At 72.6% G+C, this 17,423-nt stretch carries 14 protein-coding genes; 9 read left to right on the top strand and 5 right to left on the bottom strand.

The features are described 5' to 3' along the window. The first annotated feature begins 138 nt into the window (after nt 1–138). From ACFVT5_RS16175 to ACFVT5_RS16150, 6 genes are all read left to right on the top strand, one after another. Entirely contained in the window at nt 139–693 is a 555-nt protein-coding gene (locus ACFVT5_RS16175) for a two-component system response regulator (protein WP_389887080.1), read from the top strand. A 46-nt stretch (nt 694–739) separates the two neighbouring features. Further along, nucleotides 740–1,402, top strand: a complete 663-nt coding sequence (locus ACFVT5_RS16170; protein ID WP_389887077.1) for an alpha-ketoglutarate-dependent dioxygenase AlkB family protein — start codon at nt 740–742, stop codon at nt 1,400–1,402. A gap of 53 nt (nt 1,403–1,455) precedes the next feature. Beyond that, the gene (locus ACFVT5_RS16165) at nt 1,456–2,691 is read left to right on the top strand and encodes an ROK family protein (protein ID WP_389887073.1); all 1,236 of its coding nucleotides are present in this window, start codon (nt 1,456–1,458) and stop codon (nt 2,689–2,691) included. A 288-nt stretch (nt 2,692–2,979) separates the two neighbouring features. Then, entirely contained in the window at nt 2,980–3,303 is a 324-nt protein-coding gene (locus ACFVT5_RS16160) for an SHOCT domain-containing protein (RefSeq protein WP_389887070.1), read from the top strand. After that, the gene (locus ACFVT5_RS16155; RefSeq protein ID WP_389887067.1) at nt 3,300–4,157 is read left to right on the top strand and encodes an ABC transporter ATP-binding protein; all 858 of its coding nucleotides are present in this window, start codon (nt 3,300–3,302) and stop codon (nt 4,155–4,157) included. Before ACFVT5_RS16160 ends, ACFVT5_RS16155 begins: the two co-directional genes overlap by 4 nt. Continuing rightward, nucleotides 4,154–6,724 carry an ABC transporter permease gene (locus ACFVT5_RS16150; protein WP_389887064.1) on the top strand — a complete coding sequence of 857 codons (2,571 nt, stop codon included), beginning with the start codon at nt 4,154–4,156 and terminating at the stop codon, nt 6,722–6,724. Before ACFVT5_RS16155 ends, ACFVT5_RS16150 begins: the two co-directional genes overlap by 4 nt. Before the next feature lie 57 nt (nt 6,725–6,781). On the opposite strand, the gene ACFVT5_RS16145 is transcribed toward ACFVT5_RS16150, so the two are convergent. Next, the gene (locus ACFVT5_RS16145) at nt 6,782–7,327 is read right to left on the bottom strand and encodes an ATP-binding protein (protein WP_389887061.1); all 546 of its coding nucleotides are present in this window, start codon (nt 7,325–7,327) and stop codon (nt 6,782–6,784) included. 372 nt (nt 7,328–7,699) lie between these two features. Further along, complete coding sequence (locus ACFVT5_RS16140) at nt 7,700–8,038, bottom strand: hypothetical protein (RefSeq protein ID WP_389887058.1); 339 nt, start codon at nt 8,036–8,038, stop codon at nt 7,700–7,702. A gap of 223 nt (nt 8,039–8,261) precedes the next feature. On the opposite strand from ACFVT5_RS16140, the gene ACFVT5_RS16135 reads away from it, so the two are divergent. After that, nucleotides 8,262–9,407, top strand: a complete 1,146-nt coding sequence (locus ACFVT5_RS16135; protein WP_389887056.1) for a PLP-dependent cysteine synthase family protein — start codon at nt 8,262–8,264, stop codon at nt 9,405–9,407. 216 nt (nt 9,408–9,623) lie between these two features. Next, nucleotides 9,624–10,772, top strand: coding sequence for a serine hydrolase domain-containing protein (locus tag ACFVT5_RS16130; protein ID WP_389887053.1), 1,149 nt, complete (start codon nt 9,624–9,626; stop codon nt 10,770–10,772). A 95-nt stretch (nt 10,773–10,867) separates the two neighbouring features. Here ACFVT5_RS16130 and ACFVT5_RS16125 read toward each other — a convergent pair whose 3' ends face one another. After that, nucleotides 10,868–11,347, bottom strand: a complete 480-nt coding sequence (locus tag ACFVT5_RS16125; RefSeq protein WP_389887050.1) for an SRPBCC family protein — start codon at nt 11,345–11,347, stop codon at nt 10,868–10,870. Between the two features lie 123 nt (nt 11,348–11,470). Beyond that, nucleotides 11,471–12,364 (bottom strand): DeoR/GlpR family DNA-binding transcription regulator, encoded by an 894-nt coding sequence (locus tag ACFVT5_RS16120; RefSeq protein WP_389887047.1) that lies wholly within the window; start codon nt 12,362–12,364, stop codon nt 11,471–11,473. A gap of 237 nt (nt 12,365–12,601) precedes the next feature. On the opposite strand from ACFVT5_RS16120, the gene ACFVT5_RS16115 reads away from it, so the two are divergent. Next, nucleotides 12,602–15,019 (top strand): hypothetical protein, encoded by a 2,418-nt coding sequence (locus ACFVT5_RS16115; RefSeq protein WP_389887044.1) that lies wholly within the window; start codon nt 12,602–12,604, stop codon nt 15,017–15,019. Here the strand turns inward: ACFVT5_RS16115 and ACFVT5_RS16110 are convergent. Next, nucleotides 14,989–17,403, bottom strand: coding sequence for a right-handed parallel beta-helix repeat-containing protein (locus ACFVT5_RS16110; RefSeq protein ID WP_389887041.1), 2,415 nt, complete (start codon nt 17,401–17,403; stop codon nt 14,989–14,991). The genes ACFVT5_RS16115 and ACFVT5_RS16110 overlap by 31 nt on opposite strands. Nucleotides 17,404–17,423 lie beyond the last annotated feature (20 nt).

The following is a 17,423-nucleotide window of genomic DNA, read 5'->3' as shown; positions in this document are numbered from 1 at the left end:
GAGCACCGTGGTGACGCGGAGGTCATGATTCCGTTCCGGGTGCGGACCTGGAACGGAACCAGCCTTATGTCCCACGCTCTGTAGGCACCCGATCGCACTGGGCATAAGCTGGTGGCCCCAAGCGAGGGGAAATGCGGCATGCCGTCGGACGCCAAGATTCTCATCGTCGACGATCACGAGGACACGCTCTACGCGCTCGAAAACGCACTGGCACCGCTCGGACACGAGATCACCCGCGCCACGAGCGGTGACGCGGCCCTGAAGGAAGTCCTGCGCGGACAAGTGGGACTGCTCCTCCTCGACGTCCGGATGCCGGGCGTCAGCGGCCTGGACGTCGTGCGCTACATGCGCAGGGTCGAGCAGACCCAGTCGATACCCGTCGTCCTGCTCACCGGGTTCGGACTGGACGCGGCACTGTCGTCCGAAGCCTTCCAGCTCGGCGTCGCCGACCTGCTGCTGAAGCCGATCGACCCCTGGACCCTGTGCACCAAGGTCGGCTATCTGTACGCGGCACACCAGCGATTACTGGCCACGGAACGAGAGCTGCGGGAACTGCGCGCCGCCCGGCAGCCCGCCGGCAGAGGCGGCCCCGCCCGGCCCCGCGGTGCCCTGCGCCCGCATGTGGTCGAGTCCCGCATGCCGCCGCAGCGCGACGTGACCGTGCCCCAGGACCCGGCACCGAGCAGCGGCTGACGCGACGACCGCCCCCGGCGTGCCCCCCGGTGCGAGGATGGCACCGATGAGCAGCGGCGCACTCTTTCCCCGCCCCATGGCGGAGATCGCCCCCGGGGCGGTCCACGTCCCGGGATGGCTGTCGGCCGAGCGCCAGCGCGCCCTGGTCGCCGCCTGCCGGGACTGGGCCCGCCCGCCCGCGGGACTGCGCACCGTCCGCACCCCGGGCGGCGGCACCATGAGCGCCCGGCAGGTCTGCCTCGGCCGGCACTGGTACCCGTACGGCTACGCGGACACGGTCGTGGACGGCGACGGCTCCCCGGTGAAACCGTTCCCCGCCTGGCTCGGCGACCTCGCGTGCCAAGGAGTCAGCGACGCCTACGGAGACGGCCCGTGCACGGCCGCCTACGACATCGCCCTCGTCAACTTCTACGACGAGGACGCCCGGATGGGCATGCACCGGGACAGCGACGAACGCGCCGACGACCCCGTGGTGTCCCTGAGCCTCGGGGACACCTGCGTCTTCCGGTTCGGCAACGCCCACGCGCGCGGGCGGCCCTGGACGGACGTGCCCCTGCACAGCGGTGACCTGTTCGTCTTCGGCGGCGAGAGCCGACTCGCGTATCACGGGGTGCCGCGCGTCCACGCGGGCACCGCGCCCGCCGGGCTGGGGCTGCGCGGGCGACTGAACGTCACCTTGCGCGTGAGCGGGTTCACCGAGGGGGAATGACGGTGCGATCACCCGAGGAGGCAACAGCGCACGATCATGGGAGACTCGCCCCCATGAACGGCAAGGCGGCGCCGAGAACGGCGGGGGAAGTGTCCACGCGTACCCGGCTGGAGCGAGGGCGCAGCGCGCTCGGACCCGCCCTGGAACTCGTCCACACCGGGCGCGCCCCGACCCGTGCCGTCCTCACCGCGGAACTCGGCGTGACCAGGGCGACGGCCGGCGCGGTCGCCGCCGAACTGGAGGCGCTGGGCCTCATCCGGGTCGACTCCCACCCCGGCGCGGCGGCCGGCTCCCAGGGCCGCCCCTCGCACCGGCTCGAAGTCGCCGACAAGGGGCCCGTGGCACTCGCCGCCCAGGTGCACGCCGACGGCTTCCGCGCGGCGCTCGTCGGACTCGGCGGCCGGATCGTCGCCACCGCACCGGGCTGCGAGACCGTCGACGCCGACCCGGCCCAGGTACTCGGCGCCGTCGTCGCCGCCGGTGTCGAACTGCTCCGTGACACCGGGCGCCGCTGCGTGGGCGCCGGACTCGCCGTGCCGTCCGCCGTCGCCGAACCCGAGGGCACCGCTCTCAATCCGCTGCACCTGGCGTGGCCCGCCGGTGCGCCGGTGCGGGAGATCTTCGCCGAGCAGGTCCGCGCGGCCGGCCTCAAGGGACCCGCGTTCGCCGCGAACGACGTCAACCTCGCCGCGCTCGCCGAGCACCGGCACGGCGCCGGCCGCGGCGCCCGCGACCTGCTCTGCGTCGCCACCGGGCACCGCGGGGTCGGCGGCGCCCTCGTGCTCGACGGGCGCCTGCACACCGGCAGTTCGGGCCTCGCCCTGGAGGTCGGCCATCTCACCGTCAACCCCGAGGGCCGCCCCTGCCACTGCGGCAGCCGTGGCTGTCTCGACGTCGAGACCGACCCGCTGGCCTTCCTCACCGAGGCGGGCCGCAGGCCGGGACCCGAGGAGTCCCTGCTGCGGCAGTCGCTCGACCTCATCGCCACGCGGTACGACGACCCGGCGATCCGGATGGCCACCGAGGCGCTGATCGACCGGCTCGGCCTCGGACTCGCGGGCCTGGTCAATATTCTCAACCCGGACCGCATCATCCTCGGCGGCCTGCACCGGGCGCTCCTCGACGCCGACCCGGAACGCCTGCGCGCGGTGGTCGCCGACCGCAGTCTGTGGGGGCGCAGCGGGGGCGTGCCCATCCTGCCGTGCACGCTGGACCACAACAGCCTGGTGGGCGCGGCCGAGTTGGCGTGGCAGCCGGTACTCGACGACCCGCTCGCGGCGCTGACCTGAGGGCGCCCCGGTAGAAGCCGCTCCGGCACACGAGCCGGAACTCGCTCCGGCACACGAGCAGGAACTCGCTCCGGCGCACGCCCTGCCACGCCCCGCCGGAGCAGCCTCGCACCTCCAACAGGGCCCTCGGGAGCAGCCCCCGGCCCCCCTCCGTACTCCCGCGGAGGTACGCGCACTGCCGCTGGCCGTACGACGACGTCGACCCCCCTCCGGAGCGAGTCTCGAAGCATCGAGAAACCACCGGACACCCGGCATCGACCGGGGCCGCTCCCGAGGAGATGACTTCCCATGCAGACCCTGGCCGACTGGAACGGCGGGCCCGGCCCGTGGATCCTGTTCTTCCCGCTCATCTGGGCGGCGGTCGTCATCGGCGTCGTCACCGTGCTGCGCCGCACCGTCTGGCGCGGCCGTCGCGGCCCGTGGCGCCCGACCGGCGAGGGGCGGCCCCCGGGCGAGCGCCCCACCGGTGACGCACCCATCGCGGTGCTCGGGCGCCGCTTCGCCTCCGGCGAGATCGACGAGGACGAGTACTGGCGCCGGCTCTCCGTCCTGGACGAGCAGTTCGGCCGCCAGAGCGACCCGTACGGCCGTACCAAGGGCGGTGCGGCATGACGGTCACCGCCACTCGGACGGCCGCCCGGGTCGAAGGAGCCGTCAAGGTGTACGGCTCGTCGGACACCGCCGTGCGGGCCCTGGACGGGGTGACGGTCGGCTTCCCGGCCGGCCGTTTCACCGCGATCATGGGGCCCTCCGGGTCCGGCAAGTCCACCCTGATGCACTGCGCGGCGGGGCTGGACACGCTCACCTCGGGCACCGCCTTCATCGGCGACACCGACCTGAGCAGCCTCGACGACCGCAGGCTGACCCTGCTGCGCCGCGACCGCGTCGGCTTCGTGTTCCAGGCGTTCAACCTGGTGCCCACGCTGACCGTCGCGGAGAACATCACCCTCCCGATGGACCTCGCGGGCCGCCGCGGCGCACGCGAATGGGTCGACGCCCTGATCGACGTCGTCGGCCTGCGCGACCGGCTCCACCACCGGCCGTCCGAGCTGTCCGGCGGACAGCAGCAACGCGTCGCCGTGGCACGGGCGTTCGCCGGGCAGCCCGAGGTCGTCTTCGCCGACGAACCGACGGGCAACCTCGACTCACGCTCCGGCGACGAGGTGCTACGGCTGCTCGGCCGCGCCGTGCGGCAGATGGACCGTACCGTCGTCATGGTCACCCACGACCCGGTCGTCGCCGCCCACGCCGACGAGGTCGTCTTCCTCGCGGACGGGCGCCTCGTCGACCGGATGGAGGCACCCACCGCCGAGCGGGTGCTCGACCGGTTGAAGGCGTTCGACGCGGCCGGTACGAGGACCACTTCCGGAGCCGCCGGGCTCGCTGGAATGGTCGGGGCCGCTGGAGTCTCAGGGGCCGCTGGGGCTTCCGGTACCGCCGGCGTGTTCGGGGAGGGCGCGTCATGAGTGCCGGTTCCACCGCCGCCCGCCTCAGCGTCGCCTCGCTGCGCGCCCACAAACGCCGCTTCGCGGGCACCTTCTTCGCGGTCCTGCTCGGCGTCGCCTTCCTGGCGGGCACCCTCGTCATGGGCGACACGCTCCGCGCGAGCTTCAGCACCATGTTCGGCAACGCCACCAGCGGCACCGACGCCGTCGTACGCAGCGCCGACACCATCACCACGCCCGGCGAGAGCCAGGGCGTGCGACGGCCCGTCGCGACCTCGCTCGTCGGCGCGCTGGAGAAGGTGCCCGGCGTGGCCGCCGCCGTCCCCAACATTCAGGGCGCGGGACAGCTCGTCGGCGGCGACGGCACACCGATCGGCGGTCAGGGCCCACCCACGCTCGCCGGCAACTGGATCACAGACCCGCGGCTGAACCCGTATCAACTCGCCGCCGGACACGCGCCGTCGAAGCCCGGCGAGGTCGTCGTCAACCGGGGCGCCGCCCGGCAGGGCGGCCTCGCGATCGGTGACACGACGACGCTGCGCACCCCCGGCCCCGTACGGGTACGGATCGTCGGCCTGGCGACCTTCGGTGGCGCGGACGGCATGGCCCAGGTGACCTTCACCGGCATGACACAGGCGGACGCCGAGAAGTATCTGACCCCCAAGCCCGGTGAGGCGGCGAGCATCCAGGTGCGCGCCGCGCCGGGCACCGGCCAGCGGGAACTCGTCGACGCCCTGCGGCCCGTACTGCCGGCCGGGGTCGAGGCGCTGACCGGGCAGGAGTCGGCGCAGGAGAACACCGACATGATCTCCGGCCAGTTCCTGGACCTCTTCACCACCTTCCTGCTGGTGTTCTCCGGCATCGCCCTGCTGGTCGCGACGTTCTCCATCCACAACACGTTCGCGATCGTCGTCGCCCAGCGCACCCGCGAGAACGCGCTCCTGCGCGCGCTCGGCGCGTCCCGCCGCCAGGTCACCATGTCGACACTGGTGGAGGCGACCGCCGTGGCCGTCGCCGCGTCCGCCGTGGGCATCGCCGGCGGCATCGGGATCGCCGCCGGACTCCAGGTCCTGTTCCCGGCGATCGGATTCCCGTTCCCCGAGGGCGACTTGGTGATCAGCGGCCTGTCGATGGGCCTTCCGCTCGCCGTCGGCATCCTGGTCTGCCTCGGCTCCGCACTGCTCCCGGCGGTCCGCGCCGGACGCACCGCGCCCCTCGCCGCGCTGCGCGAGACCGCCGTCGACCAGTCCGGCGCGTCCCGGTCCCGCGCGGTCACAGGCACCGCGCTCGTCGCGCTCGCCGCGGGCACCACACTCGCCGGTGTACTCGTCACCCCCTCGGTCTGGCTCGCCGGTCTCGGCGCGGTCCTGGCCCTCGCCGCCTTCGTGGTCCTCGGCCCCGTCGCGTCGTCCACCGCGGTACGGGTCATCGGCGGCCCGCTCGACATGCTGCGCGGCATCACCGGCGGCCTGGCCCGGCGCAACGCGCTGCGCAGCCCCAAACGCACCGCCGCCACCGCGGGCGCCCTGATGATCGGGGTCGCCGTCGTCTCCCTGTTCACCGTGTTCGGCGCCTCGCTGAAGGCCACCATGAACCAGACCGTCGACCGGTCCTTCGCGGGCGATGTCGCCGTAAGCACCCCGTCGTTCGGCGCCGGAGGCAGCGGCCTCAGCCCCGCACTGGCCCCCGCCGTCGGGCGGCTGCCCGAGGTGGCCACCGCCGTCGGACTCGGCCGGGGCGTCGCGGAGGTCGACGGTGAGGGACGCGCCCTGACCGTCACGGACCCGGTGGCCCTCGCCCGGACCTTCGACCTCGGCACCGTCAAGGGCTCCCTGGACGGACTCGGCGCCCACGGCATCGCGATCAACGAGAAGGAGGCCGTACGCCAGGGCCTGCAACCCGGATCCACCGCCGAACTCACCTTCACCGACGGCAAGAAGGAACCCTTCACGGTCCGCGCCGTCTACGGTCGGTCGGAGCTGGTGGGGGACTACGTCATCAGCCGCGAGGCATGGGCGCCACACCGTATCCAGGACTCCGACACCCTCGTCGCGGTGTCCTTCAGGCCCGGCGTGAGCACGGGCGACGGCACGGCGGCCGTGAAGAAGGTCGCCGCCCGGTACGGCAACCCGGAGGTGCAGACCCGGGACGCGTACGCGCAGTCGTCGGCGGGCGGCATCGACATGATGCTCACCCTCGTCTACGCGCTGCTCGCCCTCGCGGTCCTGATCGCCATGCTCGGCATCGCCAACACGCTGACCCTCGCGGTCCACGAACGCACCCGCGAACTCGGTCTGCTGCGGGCCGTCGGCCAGACCAGGTCCCAACTGCGGGCCATGGTCCGCTGGGAGTCGGTGCTCGTCGCCGCGTTCGGTACGACGGGCGGTCTGGTGCTCGGTGGGTTCCTCGGCTGGGTGCTCGTCAAGGCGTCCGACGGGGCGTCCGACAGCGCCTTCGCGTTCGCACTTCCGCCGGGCCGGCTCGCCGTGGTGGCGCTGGTGGGCCTCACCGCCGGAGCCCTCGCGGCGCTCCGCCCGGCACGGCGCGCGGCACGTCTGGACGTACTGCGGGCCATCACCGCCGAGTAGCGCGCCGCCGCCCCGCGCGGCGACACGTCCGCCGCGCCGGAAGTGGTCACCGCCCGGTCAGCCGACAACGGCCGGCCGGGCGGGAGCATGTCCGGGCAGGTCGGCGGCGACAGGCTCGACGAGCGCCACCGGGACGATGTTCCCGAACGGTCCGGTCGTCACCGCCCCGTACACGGAGTACGCGGCCAGCGCCACGGCCGGGGAGTGGGAGGGGGCCGGAAGGGTGAACCACACGACCTTGCCCGTGGTGCCCCGGAGCCTGGCCCCCCAGCTCTCACTCACCGCGGCGATGATCGCGAGGCCCCGCCCACAGGTGGCGAAGGACTCCGCTACCCGTACCTCGGGCAGCCGCGGATCGTGGTCGTACACCGACACCGTGAGCCGGTCGAGCAGCAGCTCGATCTCGACGGTGCAGGTCTTGTCCGGCTGGGCGTGCCGGTGGACATTCGTCAGCAGCTCGGTCACGCCGAGTGCCGCGTGGTCTATGAGTGGGTCGAGATGCCAGTAGCGCAGTTGCGCCGAGAGAATTCTGCGGACCTGTCCGATCCGCGACGGCAGGGCTTGAAGCTCCACCGCGCAGTGCCTGCTTGGCTCGCTGATCACGGCTGCGACTCCCCGAAGTGAGGTCCGGAAGAAGCGGAGTGTGGATCCAGCAGGGTGGCTGCGCTGTACCGCCGTGCGACCGCCTGCTGCATGTCCGGCGGGCTGGTTCGCAGCGTTATCGCCGGTAAACCCTGAGTGATGTGAGACCAGAGTGACGCAGGGGGTACGAGGCCGCAACTCGCGGCGGGCGCGCGGGGCTCGGGGGCTCAGGGAGGGTGGGCGCCGGGGGAGCCGGCTGGGCGCCGGGGGAGGGCGGGAGAGGGCAGGGGGGTGTCGGCGGGCGGACCGGGCGGTGGTCCGGGGGGCAGTGCCGTACGGGATCGGTGCCGTGCGGGGATCAGTGCGGTACGGCGGTCAGTGCGGTACGTGGGGTCAGTTCCGACGGCCGCCCGCGCGGCGGACCGCTTCGATGAAACGGCGTGCGGCGGTGGGCCCGGAAGCGGGCGGCGCGGAGGTGCCCGTCGCGGGCAGTGCCGCACCCATCGTCAGCGTGTACCGCGTGCCGTTCAGCTCGGCCGTCGCACGGTCGGCGGAGGCGAACCACGGCTTCGCGGCCCGCACCGTCCGCACCGGCGCGCTGTCGATCTCGGTGCCGTAGCTGGTGAGCAACTCCAGTCTGCCGCCCACGATCCGGACCTGTCCCGCCCGCGTCAGTGACCGCAGTCGTTTTCCGATCCGCACACCTCTGGCCGTGAACTCCGGCTCCGTCATGGTGTCCCGCCCCTCGCACGCCGGCCTTGTCGTTCCCCTCTCCAGCAGTTTGCCCGCACGGCAGGACGAGGGCCAGTGCGCGATGCCGCACAAGGTTCACCAGGGTTGCCTTTGAGGTTCTCAAAGACGTGTTTATGCAGGTGAGGAGCAGGTGGAGTGGTGCTTATGATCGAGGTGTCCGGCCGGTTCGGGAAGAGCCGGCGCGACACGAAGGAGGCGGGTGATGACCAGCACCCGGCAGGCATCGACCGGCGCACGGTCCCACGGCCCGGCGGCCACGCTGGACGTCGACCGCACGGACACCGCGTACCGCACCTGGCTCAAGGAGGCCGTACGCAAGGTCCAGGCCGACGCGAACCGCTCGGCGGACACCCATCTGCTGCGCTTCCCGCTGCCGGAGGCATGGGGCATCGACCTCTACCTCAAGGACGAGTCGACACATCCGACGGGCAGCCTCAAGCACCGGCTCGCCCGCTCGCTGTTCCTGTACGGCCTGTGCAACGGCTGGATCCGCCCCGGCCGCCCGGTGATCGAGGCGTCCAGCGGCTCGACGGCCGTCTCCGAGGCGTACTTCGCGAAGCTCATCGGTGTTCCCTTCGTCGCGGTCATGCCGCGCACGACGAGCGCCGAGAAGTGCCGGCTCATCGAATTCCACGGCGGCCGATGTCACTTCGTCGACGACGCCGGGGAGATCTACGCCGAGTCGGCGGCCCTCGCGGTGGAGACCGGCGGCCACTACATGGACCAGTTCACCTACGCGGAGCGGGCCACGGACTGGCGGGGCAACAACAACATCGCCGAATCGATCTACCGGCAACTGGAGTTGGAGCGCTACCCCGAACCGGCGTGGATCGTCGCCACGGCGGGCACGGGCGGTACGTCGGCGACCGTCGCGCGCTATGTGCACTACATGCAGTACGACACCCGGATCTGCGTCGCCGACCCCGAGAACTCCTGCTTCTTCGAGGGCTGGACGACCGGCGACTCCGAGGTGACCTCCGACTGCGGTTCCCGTATCGAAGGCATCGGCAGGCCCCGGATGGAGCCGAGCTTCGTGCCCGGTGCCGTCGACCGCATGATGAAGGTCCCCGACGCCGCGTCCGTCGCCGCTATCCGCGCCCTGGAGCAGGCCATCGGACGCAAGGCGGGCGGTTCCACGGGCACCGGCCTGTGGAGCGCGCTCAAGATCGTCTCCGAGATGGTCGCGGACGGCCGCACGGGCAGCGTCGTCACCCTGCTCTGCGACCCCGGCGACCGCTATCTCGACAAGTACTACTCGGACGCGTGGCTGGCCGAACAGGGCCTGGACATCGACCCGTATCTGACGGCGATCACGACGCTGCTGGCGACGGGGGTGTGGTCGGACTAGCGCGGACCAGGGCCTGCGCGCGACGCGTTGGAGCCTTGGCGGCGGACGGGTGGGCCCGCCGAATTGCGCCGGCGACCTCCGAGCGGTGGGTTGGAGTGGGAGTCGGCGTGACGAGGGGGCGCCGTGGATCGATGAGGACGAGTGCCGCTGTGGAGTGTTGAAGACGAGTGCCGCTGTGCGTCGACGCAGCGGTGGGACCGAGGAGAGACGGACCGGATGACCAGCCTGCGCGACACCCTTCAGCCGTACGTCAGTGACGGATCCGTGGCGGGAGCGGTCGGCCTGCTGGCCCACGGTGACCGGACCGACTTCCAAGCCGTGGGCACGCTCGACGCCGAAGGCACCGCCCCCATGGCGCGGGACTCGATCTTCCGTATCGCGTCGCTCACCAAACCGATCGTCGCGGCGGCCGTGCTGATGCTGGTCGAGGACGGCAAGCTGGCGCCGGACGACCCGATCGGGACATGGCTGCCTGAGCTGGCCTCGCCCGTCGTCGTCCGCACCCCGGCCAGTCCGGTCGACGACGTGGTCCCGGCCGTCCGCCCGATCACCGTGGCCGACCTGCTCACCTCCCGCACGGGGTACGGCTTCGCGTCCGACTTCAGCCTGCCGGCGGTCGCACCGCTCTTCGAGGACGTGCAGCGGGACGGCCGACACCCACAGCACTTCTCGGCGCCCGACGAGTGGCTGGCCACCCTGGCCCGGATCCCGCTGCTGTACCAGCCCGGCGAGACCTGGCTCTACAACACCTCGTCCGACCTCCAGGGCGTCCTGATCGCCCGGGTCACCGGCGGTACGCTGCCCGACTTCCTGGCCGAGCGGCTGTTCGAGCCCCTCGGGATGACCGACACCGGCTTCGTCGTCCCCGCCGACAAGCGGGACCGGTTCACGAGCTACTACCGCACGGGCTCCGCCGGCGGACTCGAACTCGTGGACGCGCCCGACGGACAATGGAGCCGTATGCCGGCGTTCCCGTCCGGCGCGGGCGGACTCGTCTCCACCGCCGACGACTGGCTCGCCTTCGCCCGTCTGATCCTCGCGGGCGGGACCATCGGCAGCCGCCGGCTCCTGTCGTCCGACGCGGTGCGACAGATGACCACCGACCATCTGACGCCGCCCCAGCGCGAGACCGGCGAACTGTTCCTGGAAGGCCAGGGCTGGGGATACGGCGCCTCCGTCGACATCGCCCCGATCGAACCCTGGAACGTGCCCGGCCGTTACGGCTGGGTCGGCGGCACCGGCACCTCCGGCCACCTCGTCCCGTCCACCGGAAGCGTCGCGCTGCTCCTCACCCAGCAGGAGATGGCCGGGCCCACGTCGCCCCCACTGCTGCGGGACTTCTGGCGGTACGCGGCCGATCACTGAGCCTCACACGGCCGTCCACTGAACCGTCACGCGGCCGATAGCTGAACCGTCATGCGGCCGACAGTTGAACCGCCATGCGTTCGCCCGGCCGAGCCTCACGCGTTCGCCGAGGCCAGTCGCCGGTCCAGCGTCGACACCGCGTCACGGAAGGCCCGGCCGAGCCCCGCCCGCCCCAGCCGCAGCGCGAACCGGAAGGGAGCCGACCCGTCGGCGGCGAACGTCCACTGCACCCGGGTCCCGTCCGCCGTCGGCGTCAGGCGCCACTCCTCAAGGAGGGCCCGCAGTCCCGGCGTGTTCGTCGTGTCCACCCGATACGCGTACTCCTCGGGCGCCTTGGACACGAGGATCGTCTCCTCGAAGTGGACCCCGCCCCGCAGCTTCACCTCACGTCCCGCGCCGTCCTGCGTCGGCCGGGCGAAGGTCACTGCCCTGAACCACTCGGGCAGGCTCGCGACGTCTTCGGTGAGCGCCCGGTGGACGCTCTCGGGCGATGCGCTGATCTCACGGGCGAACACCAGACAGAGCGGCGCTTTCGACAGGAAATCGAGCCCCACCGGGCTCAGACGGCGTGCCATGGAACAAACCCCCCAGGGACAGAACCGGAACGCGAAGGTCACGCGCGCCAAGAGAGCCGGGCCGAGGCGCCGGGGAGGGTGACCGCCCGACGCCGGGCAAGGCTTACCTTAGCTGGCGGGCCATCAGATGTCTGTACCGCCTGTGTCCGTACCCCCTGTGTCCGTACTGCCTGTGTCCGTACCGCCCGCGTCGGCGCGGTCATCCATGGGCAGGCCCGCGACGACCAGGCGCCGCAACTGCTCCGCGATCTCGGCACGCGCGTCGGCGGGCAGTCCCGCGTCCGTCACCAAGGTGTCCACCTGGTCCAGCGCGGCGAACGAACTCAGACCCACCGTGCCCCACTTGGTGTGGTCGGCGACCACGACCACGCGCCGCGCGGACTGCACCAGACGGCGGTTGGTCTCGGCCTCCGCGAGGTTCGGCGTCGACAGACCGGCCTCGACCGATATGCCGTGCACGCCGAGGAAGAGCATGTCGAAGTGGAGCGCGCCGATCGCCTGGTCCGCGACCGGTCCGACGAGTGAGTCCGACGGGGTGCGCACCCCGCCCGTGAGGACCACGGTCGCCGCGCCCTGCCGCTGGCCGGAGCTGCGCTGCGCGGAGTGGAAGACATCGGCGACCCGGACGGAGTTGGTCACCACGGTCAGATCCGGCACGTCCAGCAGATGGTGGGCGAGCGCATACGTCGTCGTACCACCCGAGAGCGCGATGGCCGTACCGGGGGTCACCAGCGCCGCCGCCGCGCGCGCGATGTCCTCCTTGGCGGTCAGTTCGAGCCCCGACTTCGCCTCGAAGCCCGGCTCATGGGTGCTCGCCTCCACGACGGGCACCGCCCCGCCGTGCACCTTCTCCAGGACACCCTGGCGGGCCAGCGCGTCGAGATCGCGGCGCACGGTCATGTCCGACACACCCAGTTGCCGCGTGAGTTCGTTCACCCGGACCCCGCCGCGTCTGCGCACCTCGTCGAGGATCAGGGCGCGGCGCTGCTCCGCGAGGAGGTTCTGATTCTCACTCACGTCGGCTCCGGTCCCTTCGCCTCGTCACACGCGTTCCACCCGCGGCTGGTCGATCCTCTCCCGAGGACATCTCATCCTCGCACGTGGCACCGACAGTCGCGCCAGTGCCCGGACGACCACGGCTGCCCCTGGTCACCCGGATCGGGGAGATTCGGTGACAACGCGTGCGCACGCGCGCGGGAACCGCGATCCTTGTGCCCGCCCAGGACACACGCGCGGACACGGGGGAGCGGAACAGTGGAGCCTGCCGGAGAACGGGAACACGCCGGAGAACGGGAAACTGCGGGACCACACGGGGACGGGACGGCGCTGGAACTCCTCGTCCACGGGGTCGGCGGCGCCACACCGCAGGAGATGCTGGACGACCCCCGCACCGTCCGGATCACCGGCGACGAGACGGCGGCCGTGTACCGCCGCATCGACGACGTGGACGCCGAACAGCGCCCCGGCGACCACCGGGGCAAACCCGTCGCCGAGGCGTACGTCTGGTCCAACCTCACCTCCGGCAACGGCGCCCGCGCCCTGTGGCTCCTGCTGCTGCCGTTCATGGTCGTCAACCTCGCCCACTGGATGCGCCCCAGCACTCGCCGCAGGCCCCGTACCGTCCGCTTCTACGGACTGCTCGTGCGGCTCACCGGACTGACCCTGACCGTGCTGTTCGTGGCCGCCGCGTGCGAGGTCGCCCTCGATCTCGTGGCCTGGCAGTGCGCGGGCACGCGCGCGTGCGCCGTGGACCGCTCCTGGCTCGGCTTCCTCTCGCCGCACCTCTCGCCGGGCGGCTGGTGGACCCAGCCGGGCCGCCGCCTCGCCCTGGCCGCCGTGGTCCCCATCGCCCTCACCGGCCTCCTCTGGTACCTGTCCCACCGCACCTGGAGCGCCTACGAGTCGCAGCAGCCCGTACCGCACCGCCCCGACCCGGACGACACCACCGGCCGGACCCCGCTGGGCAGGCCCGGGTTCTGGTACGGGCGGCGCCTGGTGGCCCGGCTGCGGGCCGCGCACACGGCGGCCGGACTGCTCACCGTCGCCGCCGCCGTCGGGACCTCGGCCGCCCGCTTCGACCGCGGCGCGAGCGGACCCCTGGCGCTCGACGTCCTGGGCCGCGTCCTGGATGCCGCCCTGGTCGCCGGGTTCCTCGTGGTGCTGGTCGTCGTGTGCCGCAGGGGCCGCAGCGAGAACCGGCTCGACCGGACCCTCGACGAGGCCCTGGTGCGCCGTCTTCCCCTGGCCGCGGCCGGGCTGCTCGCGCTCGCCCTGGTATACGCGGGCTGGTCACGCCCCGGCTGGCACTCCGGCGACCGGCTCCCCGGCGACCAGACCTTCGGCGGCGTCGTCCTGACGCAGGGCCTGCTCGTCATCCTGCTCGGCGTGGTCGCCCACCTTCTGCACCGGACGGTGCCCGACGCGCGGACGGCGCTGCGCGGTCTCGGCGGGCCCGCCGTCGCCATGCTCGCCTGCGCGCTCGGCGGTGTCATGACCGGCGGGGTCGCCCAGCGTGTCGCCGACTGGCTCGACGGCGCCGGCACCCCCGGCGCCGACGGCAGCATCGCGGGACCGCCCGTTCTGCTCACCTGGCAGGCGTCGGTGATCCCGCCCCTGCTGCTGGTACTCGTCGCCCTGGCCGGCTGGCTCGGCGTACGCACCTGGCAGCGCACCCGGCAGGGCATTACCGAGGTACGGCTCGACCATCCCGGCGAGCCCGAGGACACGGCACGCACCCGCCGTATCGCGGGCACCCGCGCGCGTGCCGCTCTCACCGACCAGGCGCCGCTCCTCGTCGGCATCACCTCCGCCGTCACGCTGCTCCTGGGCGCGGGCGCGCTCGTCGGGGCCTGGGGGACCGCCGAGGTGCCCGGCGAGGCGGCCCGGGGCACGTACGCCGTCGTCTCGGGCGGGGCGCAGACGGCGCAGGCGGTCGGTTCCTGGCTGATCGGGCTGGGTTTCATACTGTTCGTCACCTGGGGCCGCCGCGCCTACCGTGACCCCTCCGCCCGCCGCACCATCGGCATCCTGTGGGACGTCGGCACCTTCTGGCCGCGCGCCGCGCACCCCTTCGCACCGCCCTGCTACGCGGAGCGCGCCGTGCCCGACCTCACCTGGCGGATGGCCACCTGGACCCGGGCGACCGGCGGCCGTCTGGTGATCTCCGGTCACTCGCAGGGCAGTGTCCTCGCCGCCGCCGCGGCCTGGCAACTCACCCCCGCGGTACGCAAACGCGTCGCCCTGCTCACCTACGGCTCCCCCCTGGAGCGGCTCTACGGGCGCTGGTTCCCCGCCCACTTCGGGCCCGCCGCGCTGAGGGGGCTGCACCGCGACGTCGACTGCTGGCGCAACCTGTACCGGACCACCGACCCGATCGGCGGGCCCGTCCGCGTGCCGGGTGAGCACACCGCGGAAGCCGTCGACCACCCACCGCTCAGGGACCCGCTCGCCTACGGACGGACACCCGAACACCCGCTTCCGGCACCGATCCTCGGACACTCGGACTACCAGGCCGACCCGGCGTTCGCCGAGGAGCGGGAGCGGCTGCTGCAACGGCTCAGGCCGGGCGTACCGGCCCAGCGTCCGCAACACCCGCCGACGGAGGGGTCGGTCGGCACCGAGAAGTCCACCGGCCGTCCCTCTCAGGGGAGTTCGGGCAAGTCCTCCGGGTAGAGCAGGGTGAGGTCGTCCGTGGTCGGGTCGGCCAACTGCGCGACCCGGCCCGCGTGCCGCTCGACCATCGCCTCGAACGTCTGGCGCGCGGTACGGCCGTTGCCGAAGGCGGCCCCCTTGGGGATGGCCGTGAAGTACTTCAGGAGCACGTCCGGCGTGCCGTCGGCGAGCCGGTACTCATGCTCCTCGGCCTGCTGTTCCACGATGTGCAACAGCTCGTCCGGAACGTAGTCGTTGAAGGTGATGGTCCGTGAGAAGCGGGACGCGACACCGGGGTTGACCGACAGGAAGCGCTCCATCTCGGCCGTGTACCCGGCGACGATCACCACCACGGCGTCCCGGTGGTCCTCCATCAGCTTGACCAGCGTGTCGATCGCCTCACGCCCGAAGTCCCGCCCGGAGTCCTCCGGCGACAGCGCGTACGCCTCGTCGATGAACAGCACACCCCCGCGCGCGCGGTCGAACGCCTCCTGCGTACGGATCGCCGTGGAGCCGATGTGCTCGCCGACCAGATCGACCCGGGACACCTCCACGAGATGACCCTGCTCCAGTACGCCGAGCGACGCCAGGATCTCGCCGTACAGGCGCGCGACGGTCGTCTTGCCGGTGCCGGGGGAGCCCGTGAACACCAGGTGGCGGCGCGCCGACGCGGCCTTGAGCCCGGCCTCCTGGCGGCGCCTGCCGACCTCGATCATGTCCGTGAGGGCGCGCACCTCGCGTTTGACGCTCTCCAGGCCCACCAGCGCGTCGAGTTCACCGAGTACCGCCTGCGACGTACGCGTCTCCTGAGCGGGCGTCTGAGGGGCCGCAGGGGCGCTCTGCTCGGCGGTCCGCTGTCCCGGGATGGCGCCGAGCAGACCGACGGGCTGGGCGGCCGTCTGCACGGCTGCCTCCTGCGCCGGGGCCGGCCGCACCTGGGCGCTCTCGTCGCTGGTGCAGTCCTCGACGACCGGGCCGTCCTCGGAGAACTCGAAGCCCCCGCGCGCGCAGCGCTCGGTACGGCACTTCTTCAGCGTCGTACGGCAGCCGTCGATGACATGGAAGCCGTAGCCGCCGCTGCCCGTGACCCGGCAGCCGTGGAAACTGCCGCGCCCCCCCGCGGACACGTAGAAGCCGGCCTCGGCGGGCGAGGTGACCGTGCACCGCTCCAGCGTGGGATCGGCGCCTTTGGTGACGATCACGCCGGTCTGTGTGGCGTCGATGGTGCAGCCCGCCAGGGTGCCGCCGCTGCCGTGGTCACGGAACCACGCGCCGGTCGCCGCCTCACGGATACGGCAGTCGTCGAGCTGTGCCGTCGCGCCGTCGCTGACCGACACCGCCGTGTTGCGCACCTGCGACAGGTCGGTGTCGACGACATCGGCCCGTGAACCGCGGTCGAGCACGAACAGCGCGTCCGGCACGTCGTGCACCCGGCAGGAGTCGAGGACCACGGTCGCGCCGTCGCTGACCCACACCGCCGGGTAGTCGCCCGTACTGTCGTGGATCTCGCACTGGTTGGCGTCCACGCGGGTGCCCGGGTCCCACACCGACAGGCCGTTGCGCCCGAACCGGCTCACCGTCGAGCGGGTCAGCGTCAGGACCGAGCGGGACCGCAGGTCGACCGCGTTCTCCGGGACGTCGTGGATACGGCAGTCGGCGAGTGTCAGCACCGCGTCCGTGTCGAGCGTGACGCCGTCCCCGGCCGTGCGGTGCACATCGCAGTCCGTGAGGTGGGCCGCGGCCCGCCCGGTGACCTGTACACCGGCGCCCTTGACCTCGTACACCTCGCAGCCGACGGCCTCAAGGCCGGTGCCCTCGCCGGTCGCGGACAGGCCCGCGCCCGACGCGTGGTGCACACGGCACCGTTCGAGCCGGGGGTGGCCACCGCCGCGTACCGCGATACCGGCCTGGCCCGCCGCGACGACCTCGCACTCCTCGAACACCCCGCCGCCACCGTCGAGTACGGCGATGCCGATGCCCGCCGGGTTGTCGACGGTGCAGCGCCGGACCGTGGGACGGGCGCTGCCGCGGACCTCGATCCCGACCGCGGACCGCGTCACGATCCGCAGGTCCGTCAGCTCCGGGGTGCCGTCCTCGACGAGCAGCGCGGGCGCCGCCGAGTCCTGGCCCTCCAGGAGCAGGTCCTGCACGGACGCCGACGCCCTGACCGTCAGCGGCACCCCGTCCACCGGCGCGATCCGCACCGAACCCGACGAACCCTCGGGGCCGCGGAGCGTGACCGCCCGCTGCACGAGGAGGTTCTCGCGATAGGTGCCGGGTGCGACGGTGAGGACGTCACCGTCGGCCGCGGCCTCCAGGGCTGCGGCGAGGGAGGCGTACTCGCCCGTGCGGCGCCGCCACCGCGACGTACCGGTGTGCGTCACCTGGACCGTGCCCTGTGCCATGGCGCTGTAGAGCCCCCACC

The organism is Streptomyces sp. NPDC058001 (assembly GCF_042886315.1).
GTDB lineage: Bacteria > Actinomycetota > Actinomycetes > Streptomycetales > Streptomycetaceae > Streptomyces.
The sequence above is the reverse complement of the archived record's forward strand: the minus strand, read 5'-3'. Positions and strand labels throughout refer to the sequence as shown.